Genomic DNA, 14576 nt, shown 5'->3' with positions numbered 1-14576 from the left:
CACTTATTTTGCTAAAGAATTTTCCATAGCAGCATTGTTTTTAAGCTTGGCACGTTTGGTTACTACCACACCTGAAATAACCACCAATAAAGATAAAATCCCTGTCGATGTAATTTCATGCACGTGTTTAGGGTCAAATGCCATAATAGTTAACGCACTAATAATAAAAATGATGACCGCCCATGTTAAATACGGGAATAACCACATTTTCATTTTTAATGGCTTACCTTCTTGAATCAGTTGTTTACGCATTTTTAATTGTGAAAAAGCAATGACTAAATAAACCAGTAATGCAATTGCACCAGAACTATCAAGCAAGAAACTAAATACTTCTGCAGGCGCTGCGTAGTTTGCAAATGTACAAAGGAACGCAATTAAAGTTGAAAGCAATACCGCAACCACTGGCGTACGATTGGCACTTAATTTTTGTGCCATTTTAGGTGCATCGCCACGAATAGATAACGAGAACAACATACGAGAAGCAGTATATAACGCCGAATTCAAGCAGCTAGTAACCGCTGTTAATACCACAATATCAACAATCAATTTTGCATATGGAATATTTAAAACTTGTAAAACGGTTTGATATGAACCCATGCTAGCTAAGCGTGGATCATTCCAAGGTACAAGCCCCACCACAATAAAGATAGAAAGGATGTAGAATAATGCAATACGCCAAATCACCGAATTGGTGGCTTTGGTAATTTGTTTTTCAGGATCTTTTGATTCGCTTGCGGCAATGGTGACAATTTCAGAACCCATAAATGAGAACATGGTGGTTAAAATGGCGGCAATAACCGTTCCCCATCCAGTTGGTAGAAATCCACCTTGAGCATATAAATTATGCACGCCGTTCACTTGCGGATTAGGTGAAATTCCAAAAATTGCTGCACAACCAACAACAATAAATACAATAATGGAAGCCACTTTTACTGTTGCAAGCCAGAATTCAAATTCACCGTAATTCTTCACGCTAAATAAGTTGGTTACAGTCAGTGCGGCAGTAATTAAAAATGCAAGTAACCAAATTGGCGTGGCTGGCATCCATGAATGAATGATTGCAGCTGCAGCATTGGCTTCAAATGGAATCACCAAGACCCAAAACCACCAATACAACCAACCGATGGTAAATCCTGCCCATTTTCCAATTGCACGATCGGCATAGGTTGAAAACGAGCCACTGTCTGGCTGTGCTACTGCCATCTCAGACAGCATTCGCATCACTAAAACAACCAACGTACCTGCAATTAAATATGAAATCAGTACTGCTGGCCCAGCAGATGCGATTGCATGACCAGAACCAACGAAAAGACCTGCGCCAATTGCGCCTGCAATCGATAGCATGGTCACATGTCTATTTTTTAAACCTTGAGATAAGGCAGCATTTCCCATAAAACGAATCCCTCAAAACCATAAAAACTTTTACATTTTTAGCAGAACCATTAATCTAAAAAAATTGAAATCTAAAGATTTGTTTTTTTAAATTTTTGAAATGGTTCACCCCTATTGCATTGGCAAATACTTAACGCTAGCTACTGCTTATTGTTCACTCATTTCCTTAAGTGAATACATAAGACAAATGATCATTACAAAGAATTCAGTGAATAACTCACTATAATCTAGCTATTTTTTAGTTAATAATTCACTTTTAATCGCTTTTATAGCACACAATTGCGCCGTGTCATTAAAAACTTTTATAAGAATATGATATAAAACAAAAAAACAGCGATGATCGCTGTTTTTAAATAAATATTCAACCAATTAAGGCAATATACGTCTTAAGGTTGCAAAACATTTACTGGTTTTTTCTGCGGTACAAAACTCGATGGTGTTGAGGTTATGCCATTTCACAAAATACTGTGTGACTTCACCACTTTGATCATCCATCTTACCTGAACAATCTTTTCGACCGTTATCATATTTAACTTGTAACGCTAAAGCACCGACTTTGCTGCCATCTGGTGAAGGTTGATAGTCATACATACCAGTCGACCATTCATCTGCACTTTTAATAATGACCTGATTGCCTGACTTAAAATTATAATATTCAACACATTTGTCATTATTTGGAATTTGCATCCCCCACAAGCCCGCAATTTCAGGGCGCACAACAATCGCTAAATTATCCATAGTATTATTTTGTGTTTTTTCAGCCACAGCATTCGGAGCATTCGCTAAAGTTAAAGTACTGCACATTAAAAACAAACCGAAGAGCATTAATTTTTTCATGAGTTCTTCTACACCTTATATCAATCGACTTAACTTAGCATAATTATAAAAAAAGGTGTGTTGAAATAACCTTTTAAACACACTTATCTCATGATTTCGCTTAATTCTAATGCAATGCTTCATTCACGTTATTGGCAGGTAGCCAGTACAAAAAAGGTAAAGCACACAGCACACAAATACCAGCAACAACAAAAATCGTTTGCCCTGACAACAACTGCCAATAATGCCCCGCCAATAAACTGCCACTTGCCACACCAATCCCCCAAATGGTGCTGTAAACGGCTTGCCCACGGCCCTGTTGCTGTGCAGAAAAAGACTGTGAAATCAGACGCATTGCCATAAAATGAAATAAGCCAAAACTAAAGGCGTGGATGGCTTGTGCCATAAATTGCAAAACCAATAATTGTGGGAATGTACCCACTAAAAACCAACGTAATGCAGTGAGTATTAAACAGCAACTGACCAATTGTCGCCATGTAAAGCGCTGCATTACTTTAGATGCATAGGCAAACATAATAATTTCAGCAATCACTCCAAATGCCCAAAACATACCAATCAGGCTGGTTGAATAATGCTGCTGGTGCATGTAGTTGCTATAAAAGCTATAAAATGGGGCAAATGAGAACAATAAAATCAGTTCGATGCTAAAAAATGCTGCGACATGTTTTTGTTTAAGTATAGGCAAAAGTGATTCTAAGTGTTGCTGTGCTTTCGGTGCTGCAATCGGTTCTTGGATAAGAAACGACCATGCAAACGTAAAAAAAGAAATTAGTAACAATAGAATGGGAAGATATTGAATTGAGAATAAATCGAGTAGTTTGCCAATGCCAAAGACTGCAAAAATAAATCCAATCGAGCCCCATTTCCGAATTCGACCATACAATTGTGCTTTTTTATCGCCCAACCAAAATAAGGTCACCCCTTCAAATTGCGCCAAAATGGCATTTTGAAAAAAACTGAATACAAACATCAAAAAAGCAATCAGTTGAAAGTTATTGGGAATAATAAAAATGGCAAACCAAATGCATGTTTCTACACAAGTTGCTATTTTAATCAGCAACATTCTTTTACCGGTTTTATCGGCGATCCAACCCCATGTAAGCGGTGCAAAAAAGCGCGTTAAAATTGCAATTGAAGATAAAATACCAATTTGTTGGAAATTAAGCCCCTGATGTTGCAAATATAAATTCCAAAACGGCATGAACACACCAATGATGGAATAATAAAAAAAGTAAAATCCAGACAATTTTACTTGAATTGGAAGGGCTTGCATTGAGTTGTATATCTTTGTATTTTCAATGGTTTGTAAAATACAACAGTTGTACCAAGTTGTACATGTTTAGGTGCGGTTGTGTTTCAATAGTCTACAAATCAGTCTACAAATGAATTTTGTAACTGAAAAAATATTTTTTGTAGACAGAATGCTTTTTACTCAAAAATCAATCAATTATTTTGGTTGTACGGAACAAATATGGAATTCATGAAAAACGAATACGAGATATTCTGCCTCACAGTAAGAAAGTACCCGAAGATTATCTATCTGCCATTTATATTTTTTATATTCTGCTTATTTATGCTTAATTTTTTAGATCGTAATCTTGCAAACTACTTAAATAGTACGCCTGTTGAAAACAGCATAGATATTTCACAGATGTTTAAACCGATCGTTATAGAAGTGCACGAGAGAATTAGAAATAAAATTATTCATAAATATATGTACTTTGGTGTTTTTTCCTTATTTATGTATGCCTACATTAAAAATAGAAAAAAGGTTTTCAGAGTTTTCTGAATATGATGGTGTTGCTTGGGGTACGCTTTCTCTTGACGCCATTCACTTTAATTTACAAGGCCTTGTGTTCTGAAGCTAAGTGGAGACCCTGTGTTCAAGTGGGGGGAAAGCGATTAGCAATTGGCTTGATAGTACAAAATATTTTGATGCTGATACTGCATATTTGGTGCAAAAATAATGTACCTATGATTGGGGAGAGGCTGGTTATGCTGATTAAGACCGTTAAGTGAGAAAATGTGAACAGCTAAGCCTAATATTTTTTGGAATTAGATTTTGTAAGATTCTTCAAGTTCAATATATAGATCATTAAAGAGACCATCAATATCTAAAAAAAATTGGTTAGTATTTGATATTTGGGGCCTTGAAACACTTTCAAATGCCCCACCGATAACACTTTTTTAAATTCTAGAAATGTGAATCCTAACGATTTAGCATGAGGATTGTCTAAGTTACTTGATATCAACCGTACAATAGAGCTTAGTCGTTACTGCTACTACCACTATCCGATCCACCAGATGAATCACTCCATGAGTCTGATGCTCCCCCTCCACCGAATGAGCCGTTTCCATCATAACTATGCGAGTTGTGGTGATGCGTATGAACAGAATGATGATCATCAAAAATGTTAGTATGCTGAACATGACTGTCATAATTAGCACGAGAAGCATGAATCCGATTCGCTCTTTTAATCATTAATATGATGAATAAAATGATGGCTGCAGCAACCATGAACCCGATCAGAATATAAAAAAATACACTTGTCATTCTATTACTTTCTTAAATAAACCAAGCATATCGTAACTGTTGCAGTAAAATGTTTTGGATTTTGTAATTATCCACTTAAGGATAAACTGAAGTTAAGTGGTAATACCACGTACAGATGCATCATTTTTTATTCAACCATCTTTTCATTCATATAGCGCCAGTAGCGTTTTGGCACATATTGAATATGCAGTTTCATATTTTGTCTTTCACGAATATTCACACTGTTAAAATAATCTTTCCAAAGTTGATCATATAAATATTCTTCTTGATCTAATTCAACGCTAAAATGCTGGCTAGATCCGATTTTAATCGTCTCATCAATCTCTAAGACATTCATATGCACTTGATGGGTTTTGCATAAATCATAATAAATGCCGAAATTACGAATCTCATCGTAAATCAACCAACGCTGATCTTGATAACGGGATTTAAAATGGCGTTCTATCAAAGGTAATACATTAAAATCAGGACGGACCAAACTTAAAAATAAGCCATCCTTGCATTTTTTAAAGCGAACAAATGCTTCCATCCGATGCTTTTCACGTCCAACTTTTTTTGCCCATTGTGCGATTGCCAAAACAGGTGCATGACCATAATCTTTATCGACTTTATGTTTAGATTGAAAAACATAAAGACTAAAATTAAATAAATCTTGCCAAGCCTGAGGTTGCTCAGACAAAAATGTAAAATAAAAATTACGCAACGCCGTGGATGATATTTTTGCACTTAAACCGTGCCAAACTCGATTTGCCTGTGCATCATTGGACGAAACAAAAATACATTCGCCCAGCAAAAGACCTTGAACATTTTGTTCAGCACTTAAAATGACATCAAACTCTTTAAATTGAAAAGCACGAAAAATACAACAGAGTATGCCGGTCATCGTCCCATCAAAAATATAGGTTTTCATTTAAAATCCAAGGTCTAATTGTGGTGATAGCTGTTTGGTATATTTAGACTGTCCTGTTTGTAAAATCTGTTGCCGGATTTGAAAGGGTTGTAACTCTTTGTTAAATTTACTGGAATCTTCACAACGCATGAAATGCTGTGCACGATTATATGCAACACCCATTTTTTTAACTTGATCAATATAGAGCCGACCGAAACGACGTGCCTGTACAATTTTCTTTGCCGAACGCACTCCAATACCCGGGACTCTTAAGATCATCCAGTAATCGGCATGATTCAGGTCGACAGGAAATTGCTCAGGATGCCGTAATGCCCAACTCAGCTTCGGATCGACATCTAAATCTAAGTTTGGATGTTGTGTATTAACAATTTCGTTGGCAGAAAAACCATAAAATCGCATTAACCAATCCGATTGATAGAGGCGATTTTCACGTAATAAGGGAGGTGCTGAACCAACGGCAGGCAGGGCTTTCTCATCCTCATTAATTGGAATATAGCCTGAGAAATAAACACGCTTGAGTTTAAATTCTTTATAATGTTGATCCGCCATCATAATAATATCTTGGTCTGTTTCATGATGCGCACCCACGACCATTTGCGTGGTTTGTCCTGCAGGAACAAATTTGGGTACGGTTTTAATTAATTTAGCTTCGTCTTTAAACTGAATCAGGCGATCTCGTACAATACCTAAATCTTTTTGCACTTCCGCATGCGACTTTTCAGGTGCAAATCGCTGTAAGCCTTCGGTGGTTGGCATTTCTAAGTTGATACTCATCCGATCGACATACAAACCTGCCTCATGAATGATTTCTTCAGAAGCGCCGGGGATGGTTTTTAGATGAATATAGCCATTAAAATTTTCTTCAAGGCGCAATTTTTTCACCACTTGCAACATTCGTTCCATGGTGTAATCGGCTGATTTGAATATTCCTGAACTTAAAAATAAACCTTCAATGTAATTTCTACGATAAAAATTAATCGTTAGATCAACGACTTCTTGAACAGTAAAGGCGGCTCGTTTGACATCATTGGAACGCCTAGAAACACAGTAAGAGCAGTCAAAAATACACACATTTGAAAATAATATTTTAAGTAGAGATACACAGCGCCCATCTTCAGTGTAGCTATGACAAATGCCTGAACCCGTGTTGCCGAGTCCGCCATTTTTATTTTTACGTTGACTGCCACTCGATGAGCAAGACACATCATACTTTGCAGCATCTGCCAAAATTTGCAATTTTTCTCGGATACGATCCGACATAACTTAATCTCATTTCTACTGAACCAATATGCTGATTATACTATTTTGGCTAAAAAACAGACCCAAATGCATGATCAATGCGACATTTGCTGTCGTGAAGAAAATATAGGAAGTGTAATACTCAAGTACATCAGATATTTTCTGAACATTTTTAGAGTTGTTCTTATCTAAATTTTTTGGATGCTAGGTACGTCATTTTCAGGAATATAACCCTTGCGCCGTAGACTGCTGAAGGTAAAATCGCCGTAATTGCTGCCAATTCTTTTTTAGGCGGTATATTTGGTTTTTATCGGAATAGTCTCTCAAAAAAAGTGCGCTCCGACAAAATAGGTCCTGTTCAAAAAGCATTGCTTCGAAATATATTCAAAATGCAAGTGCTTAGCTTTATTTGGCGATTACACGCATAGCACACAAGGTTCTTATTGAATTTTCTGTAAATAGGTTGTTGTTTCAGATCTAGGCATAGCTTGACCATCTTTTATAAAAATATTTACTTTTATTTTTTCCCCACTCTTCAATTCTAAATTATTTGGGAAATGACTGAAGGTCTTATCTATATGTTTCCCGATGTATTGCTGGCAACCACTATCAGCACGACCTGAGGCATAGGCATCTTTGACAACGCCACTAATAACAAGTTGCATTTCTTCAACCTCACCCACTCCATCTTTATTAATATAAACTCTACGAATAGATGAATCATTAACAAGCGATATAATGAGTTCACACGAATTTACATAAGATGCCGATACGTTACTGCTGACTATTATTAAAATAAAAAAAAGTAGCGACTTCATCATTTTCTCCGTTGTATATATTTACTCAAAAAAGTTCGGTTGTGCTGGTCTTTACCAATTACCTGTTTTTTAAGCATTAGGGGCTGTTGACATTTTTAGTATAAAAAATAGCGAAGTAGTAAAATCAAATCGCCAAACCAAATTTTACTATTCGTTAGTCCCTGTACTATGCTGACAGATTTATTTAAACTATTCTCTTTTAGTACTGATATGGAATGCGGGGTTATCGATGTGAGTAGCATTGCTACGCAAGATGTGCGTGTCCATCAACATTCTGCGGGTATCGCTCTTCAAGCTATTTCAAAATAGTATCATTGGAAAATAAACAAAAATACATTTAGTCGTCGAGGCGCTTGATAATCCGAATAATTTTTATCATTATAAATGGAACCAAGCATAATGATCATATGGATTGGTATTTATATAAAAACAGACACTAAGTTGAAAACATGTTTTGTAGATTGAAGTAATCTAGAGAAATAGCCACTCGATATAACAAGTTGAAACGAAACTATGAAGGCTCCGTTGCAGTCGCTTGTATATTTTTATGGCCACCTCTATAGAGCAGACTTTCAGCAGTAAGTGTCAATAGACACCAATCAGTCGCTATTCAATATATCCATCAACATCAACTACAACTCGACGGTTAGGTGCTAAACAATTAATAAGTTGAGTTCTCGATAAATTGTTTTCACATTCAGTAACGGGTTGTGCAGATCCCTGCCCTTGTGAGTTCACTATAATGGGATTTATACCTCGATTAACTAAATACTGTTTGATGCTGTCCGCACGATCTTGAGAAAGCTTCTGGTTGTAGGATACTGATCCTAATCGATCAGTGTAGCCAAGAATGTTAATAGCGTTTAGCACTTTAAATTTTCCCAATTCTGCAATCAAATTATCTAAATCCACTCGTCCTTTTGGGTTCAAATTTTGGATATCACTTTTATCAAATTTAAATAATGCATCTGCCCCTAGGGTATAACGCTGTGTTGATACTTTTTCCGCAATCGGTTTTTTGGCTGGAGGTATCAAAACTGGAGGACATACACCATCCTGGGGATTGATTGGGTTCCAGTAAAAACTACGTGCATACATATTTTGATCAAATAGAACCTTGAACTGGCATGTCGTAACATTATTGCTACCTTGTCCAGGTGTAGTAAAATGGAATAAATAATTCCATTCTCTTGGTCTCCAACCATCATCATATTGAGGGCGTCCAATCAATTCATAAAGTTGATCTTTGGTCATCCCTTCTCTAAGTTGGTTTAGACTTTGTAAATTTGGAAAAGTTCCTGAATCTTTGTTAAAGATAACTTTTTCTGCTTGATGCCATTTTGGTAATTCCGTCGTACCTTCTTTGGTAATGATTGTTCCTGTGCTACAGCCACTCATTAGACCAACAATTAAGCTCAATATAATTAATTTTCTCATTTCTAACCTCACATCAATTCATTTTTTTAGGCAATTGTGATTGAATCTTTTGTAATTCCAGATATTTTTAATACTTTAAAAATATCTGGTCTTTTATTAAAAACTACCATTGAATTCCAGCACCTACTGTGCCACCAAAGTCACCACGTGTGCTACCACTACCACTGGCTTTAAATACCCATTTACCATTATCTGAAATTGAGGATAAGCCTATTGCGTAGCCAGATTCTCCACGGAACGTACCACCACTTATTGCCATCATACTTTTCCCTGGAATATAAGCTTGAGGCAATCCAGCAGTAGCAAGTGCTTGAGCTGTACCAGCATTAGCATGCTTCTCTACATCATCAATTCGTTTGTTCGTGTTGTAAAAGGCTTGATCTAAATTATTTTGAACATTCGTGATTTTCGTATCAACAGCTCCTAAAGCATCACCAACATTATTATATGTTCCTCCTGCCACACTATATGTCGGCGCTGTAACATTACCACTTGAATCTACTGTTGAGCCCCCACCTAAATAATTCGAAATATTATTATTGGTTGTGTATAGTTGTGAACCATTAACAGCATCTGTTGAAGTTGAGCTAATGCTGCCATTTGCAACATTAGTCACTTTATTTCCTCCAGCATTAATACCTGCTTGGTCAATCACAACATTGCCAACAGTTACTTTATCACTAGTAACTGAACCAGATTTAACTGTATCAAAAGTCACATCTTTTTGAGTTGCAACTTGATAGTTTGTACTACCATCTGTATTTGTACTCGGAGTAACTGTGATATTGTCGCCAGCCGTGACTGTAGATTTTGCAGCTGTAGCTGCTTGAGCCGCATTTTGCACAACTTGTTTTAATTGATCTTCTGTAGCAGCCTGACCAGAAACAATATTATCTGCATCCCATGTGGTATTTGATAAACCATTTACTGTACCAGCTTGACCATTGACAGTCACTTGACCCGCCGTAATGTTTCCATTTGCTCCATCAATAGCAACATCACCCGCTTGGATTGTTCCAGCATTGCCATCAATCGAAACCGCATTACTTCCTGTTCCAACCTGAATTTGGTCACTTAATCCAACGGTAATATTATTACCTGTATTGGTGACAGTAACCCCGCTAACGGTATCGCCATTTATACTGACTGTATCATTTGGTAGAACCGTACTTGTAGCACTAGAACCAGAATCTGTTGCTAGCTTCCAACCTTGATTTGCATTTGCAGTCTGCTGAGTAACATATTTAATGGCTTCATCAATCGTATTTTGTCCTGTACCACCAATATTGGTATAAATGATATTGCCATCTTGATTTAAAACAGCATTTCCACCTAAAATACTGGTAATACTATTACCAACATTACCCAATACAGCATTGGTTGCATAAAGCTGGCTACCATTAATTGCATCTGTACTGCTTTGTGCAATAGCACCTGAACCTACATTTTTAATTTGACGCTCAGCACCTACTGCACCTACCGATACCTGCATGCCAGCATCAGTGACTTGACCAGCAAAATCACCATAAGTTAAACCATTTAGGGTTGCATTTGCTACAGTTGTTGCATCTGTATTTGTACTAGAGTTACTACCTAAAGCTACAGCATTGTCTTTATTTGCAGCGGCGTAACTACCAATGGCAACAGTCGAATTCGCCGAGACTGCTAGACCACTAAAATAGCCCATAGATACGTTATAATGGCCAGTTGTAGACAAACCCGCATATGTACCAGTAGCAGTGTTGTAGTTCCCGTTTACATTACTGCCCGTTCCAACACCACTAAAAGTATTGTAATTTCCTTTTACATTACTGCCAGCACCTCCTCCTAGCAAACTATTGTAATCACCTTCTAAACGAACACCGGTGGCAGTACCAATAGCGGTATTATTATTACCAGTAGAATTTTGAGTATTACTGATACCAACAAGCGCATTACTACCTAACGCAACATTATAATTTCCCGTTCTCCAACGTGCTGCATTTTGCCCCACATAACTATTGTGCTGACCGATACTATTTCGACCAGCTTCATCACCCACATAAGTCGCATATAAATATTGCGAGTTCCGACCAGCCTGATCACCAATTAGTACACTATCTGAACCATAGCCATTTTTTACACCATCATCATAGCGTTGAGCGCCAGCGCCTGCATATGCGCCAATAACAGTTTCACTACCACCAATTGAACGTGCGTTTAAACCAATAGCAATCGATCCAGGCAGTCCATTTACATCATTAACATGACTTCCCAATACCACTTGGGCATTATTACCGATAGCGATGCTGCCAGCTCGATAACTAACTGTTGCTGCATTGCCTATGGCAACGCCATTGATTTGATTGACATTTGCTGAATTGCCTATCGCAATCGCATTTTGTGCCGAAGCAATGGTCGAAAGTGAACCAATAGCAATTGAATTTACACCAGCAGAATTTGTATCTAGGTTATAACTTCCAGCATTTGATTCATTTGCAGTAATGCCATTAATTAAGGCAATACCGCCCGTTGCAGTTTGACCCATACAGACCCACTGACTGTTTTCCGAATATGAATCATTAGCTTGTGTTAAACAAATATTTGATGGCTCAACTGCACCAGAACTAGTACTAGATTCTGTAACAGCTGATTTTGCTGCATATGTATGAGTACTTAAAACAGCACTTATAACGAGAGCACCACGAATTATGGATTTCGCCTTACTTTTTGTCTTGCCTTTTGTGATCTCCGATACGGCTATCCATTGGCCCAATGCTTTATGCCAAATCACCTTATATACTTTATTCATACACTGACCTCACTTTTATTAATTTATATTTACAAAAAATAAAACTTAAAACAAAACACTTATTGTTTGACCAATTTCACATTTTCAACAATTAAAGTCAAATAATTTAATTTATTATCATTTAGTGATATTTTTTTTGCATTTCAAGAAAATATGAATATACAGGTAGGTTTTTGCAACAATTACAAACAATTTTTTAGAAAATAAATATCTCTTTACCAGGGTCTTTCTTGAAATAGTCATGCTCGTTTATTGATGCGTGCCGATTTAGCAAGAGATTTTAGGCAGCCAACAGATAAAAGTACGCTGCCATTTGATTGGGTGTTAAAATCCAATCTTTTTGAATTCCTTGCTAAGGATAAAAATAACTCTATGTATTTTTTGGTCGTGTTTCAAAAAGTATGCTGAAATAAAAAAACAGGTAAGAATTTGATCCGATAGAGAAATGCTAATCACTCTACAGATCAAATGCTCTACCTGCCTGAGCGACAGTATAAAGAAAAATGGCACAAAAGCGGATGGTAAACAAAATTACCAATGCAAAATATGTAAACGTCAGTTTATCGGTGATCATGCACTCAGCTACCAAGGTCTCCATTCAGGAATCAAGACCAAAATATTACACCTGATGGCGCGAGGCAGTGGCGTTAGAGATATCGCAGAAGTCGAAAGAGTCAGCATCGGCAAGGTTTTAAGTACACTTAGTCAATCAAAATATCAGATCCAAGCACAGAAAAATTATTATGAAACCCTCGAAGCAGATGAATTCTGGACTTTTGTTGGCAGTAAACGGAATAAACAATGGTTGATTTATGCCTATCATCGAGAAACAGATGAAATCATTGTTTATGTTTGGGGTAAGCGAGATTTAAAGACTGCAAAACGGCTTAAGGCAAGATTAAAGCAGTTGGGTATCAGCTATGCTCGAATATCGAGTGACAACTGGGATAGTTTTGGAGAAGCTGTAACTTATCCTAAAAGCTTGAGAATCATTTCAAAGCCTTTGATTTAGTGTTCTTTTATATCAACAATGGATTCGTCTAATGCCAGCATACTTTTTGAAACACTACTTTATTTTAAATAAAATAAGGGTTTAGTAAGTTAAGTAGATTTAAGATGCGCAATTTAATACATTAAAAAATGCTGGCAATTTTTTCACGAACAAATTGAATAAGTTAAGGCTCCAAATAAATTAGAGTTTATTGCTATTATTCTCAGCTTCCAAATATAAACGCCCGATACCATCTTCAGTGGTGAGTTCTTGCTGTTGTTGAATGCGATGAATCATTTTTTCTAAAATTTTAACCAGTTGCTCATACTCATAATGCTGCACTTCTTCAAAATTTAATAATAAATGAAACCCTTTGTATTCATAATCAAACCATTGTTGTAAACCTGAATAAGCGCCGGTGTACTTATCCATAATTTTCCATGAATTAACGCTTTCACTAATCCCTTTAAGTTGCAAAGGGAGATGTGGAACACAAATAAACTCATTTTTTACAAGTTTATAGGTGGCTTCCGAAATTAAAATTTCATCGGTATTGGCGGCTTCTTGCAAACGTGAAGCTAGATTCACATCATAACCAATTAAGGTATAAGACATGCGATCATCCGAGCCGTAATTACCAACGTGGCAATAGCCTGTACTGATTCCCATGCGAATATGTAATTCTGGAAATCCCATCTTTAGCCATTTTTCGCGCAAAATATGCATTTGCTGACGCATCGCCAAAGCCATTTCAACGCATTTTTGCGCATCTTGCTCTACACCGTTAGACTGCGGATCGCCAAAAAAAATGAGCATTCCATCGCCAATGAATTTATCTAAAGTTCCCTCATGGCGTTTGGCAATTTCAGCCATATGCCCCAAATAATCGTTCAAGACAAAAGCCAAATCATCAGGAATTAGTTTTTCTGCCAATTGGGTAAAACCAATCACATCAGAAAAAAATACGGTTACTTTTTTTCTTTTATAGTCAATTTTAGCTTGCGTTTCGCCTCGCATAATCGATTGCCACAATTGCAACGGCGCATAACGGCTAAGTTGATTAGAAAATTTGACATATCGGTTCATCTGTTCTTTATAATAATTTTTGGTTGTCGACAATTCATGAATTCTTCGTCGATTAAAATAAAAAAACAGTCCAAAACCCCAACCAAAACAAACCAAACTATAAATAGTTAAAATACTATTGCCTTGGTTAAAATAGTCATCGAATCCGTAAAATAAATAACCATTTAGATAAAAGACAAAAACAGAAATCAGCAATCCGGTACTAAAAATTAAATATTTTACCCGATGCAATGCGCCTAAATAGACAATACAAATTATAGATAAACCACTAAAAACCAAAGAAAAATGTGTTGCAGATAAAGCAGCAACAATTGCCACTAAATCTGGAATAAAAATGCTTTGTTTTAAATAACTTAAAGTACTATTTTGCACATATTGCTGTAAGCCTTTTCCAAGTAAAAACAAGAAGGCAAACAAGATAAGAACAACATAATGCTGCATATTTAGAGGTGATGGAAAGTAATATAACAACACAGCAAAAGACAGCATAATATATGCGATCAAGCGAAGAATACTTTCCC

The 14576-nt window shown here is 36.6% G+C and carries 9 protein-coding genes and 3 pseudogenes; 2 read left to right on the top strand and 10 right to left on the bottom strand.

Translation table 11 applies throughout. The features are described from left to right. Nucleotides 1–3: 3 nt before the first annotated feature. The 6 genes from gabP to I2F62_RS07560 form a co-directional block, all read right to left on the bottom strand. Nucleotides 4–1392, bottom strand: a complete 1389-nt coding sequence (gene gabP / locus I2F62_RS07585; RefSeq protein WP_324626414.1) for a GABA permease — start codon at nucleotides 1390–1392, stop codon at nucleotides 4–6. Nucleotides 1393–1761: 369 nt separating this feature from the next. Further along, nucleotides 1762–2229, bottom strand: coding sequence for a hypothetical protein (locus I2F62_RS07580; protein ID WP_324626413.1), 468 nt, complete (start codon nucleotides 2227–2229; stop codon nucleotides 1762–1764). A gap of 106 nt (nucleotides 2230–2335) precedes the next feature. Beyond that, nucleotides 2336–3502 carry an MFS transporter gene (locus I2F62_RS07575; protein ID WP_324626412.1) on the bottom strand — a complete coding sequence of 389 codons (1167 nt, stop codon included), beginning with the start codon at nucleotides 3500–3502 and terminating at the stop codon, nucleotides 2336–2338. Nucleotides 3503–4910: 1408 nt separating this feature from the next. Beyond that, a complete protein-coding gene (locus tag I2F62_RS07570; RefSeq protein ID WP_324626411.1) occupies nucleotides 4911–5693 on the bottom strand; it encodes a TIGR03915 family putative DNA repair protein in 783 nt (260 codons plus the stop codon). Beyond that, on the bottom strand, nucleotides 5694–6953 hold the full coding sequence (locus I2F62_RS07565) for a putative DNA modification/repair radical SAM protein (RefSeq protein ID WP_324626410.1): 1260 nt from the start codon (nucleotides 6951–6953) through the stop codon (nucleotides 5694–5696). 419 nt (nucleotides 6954–7372) lie between these two features. Next, the gene (locus I2F62_RS07560; protein WP_324626409.1) at nucleotides 7373–7750 is read right to left on the bottom strand and encodes a hypothetical protein; all 378 of its coding nucleotides are present in this window, start codon (nucleotides 7748–7750) and stop codon (nucleotides 7373–7375) included. A gap of 171 nt (nucleotides 7751–7921) precedes the next feature. Between I2F62_RS07560 and I2F62_RS13200 the strand changes: the two are divergent. Continuing rightward, nucleotides 7922–8313, top strand: a pseudogene (locus tag I2F62_RS13200) (IS5/IS1182 family transposase); the annotation flags it as partial. A gap of 43 nt (nucleotides 8314–8356) precedes the next feature. Here the strand turns inward: I2F62_RS13200 and I2F62_RS07550 are convergent. From I2F62_RS07550 to I2F62_RS13195, 3 genes and pseudogenes are all read right to left on the bottom strand, one after another. After that, nucleotides 8357–9187: an OmpA family protein gene (locus tag I2F62_RS07550; protein ID WP_324626408.1), complete on the bottom strand. Its 831-nt coding sequence runs from the start codon at nucleotides 9185–9187 to the stop codon at nucleotides 8357–8359. A gap of 103 nt (nucleotides 9188–9290) precedes the next feature. Continuing rightward, nucleotides 9291–11714, bottom strand: a complete 2424-nt coding sequence (locus I2F62_RS07545; RefSeq protein ID WP_420713744.1) for a YadA family autotransporter adhesin — start codon at nucleotides 11712–11714, stop codon at nucleotides 9291–9293. Nucleotides 11715–11849: 135 nt separating this feature from the next. Then, nucleotides 11850–11978 (bottom strand): annotated as a pseudogene (locus I2F62_RS13195) (ESPR domain-containing protein); the annotation flags it as partial. A 445-nt stretch (nucleotides 11979–12423) separates the two neighbouring features. Between I2F62_RS13195 and I2F62_RS07540 the strand changes: the two are divergent. After that, nucleotides 12424–13022: pseudogene (locus I2F62_RS07540) on the top strand (IS1 family transposase). Nucleotides 13023–13170: 148 nt separating this feature from the next. Here the strand turns inward: I2F62_RS07540 and I2F62_RS07535 are convergent. Beyond that, a complete protein-coding gene (locus I2F62_RS07535) occupies nucleotides 13171–14559 on the bottom strand; it encodes an adenylate/guanylate cyclase domain-containing protein (protein WP_420713742.1) in 1389 nt (462 codons plus the stop codon). Between the last annotated feature and the right edge of the window lie 17 nt (nucleotides 14560–14576).

Origin of the sequence: Acinetobacter sp. MD2(2019), from assembly GCF_035615615.1 — a bacterium.
Classification (GTDB): domain Bacteria; phylum Pseudomonadota; class Gammaproteobacteria; order Pseudomonadales; family Moraxellaceae; genus Acinetobacter.
This window is presented reverse-complemented; position numbering and strand designations above follow the sequence as displayed.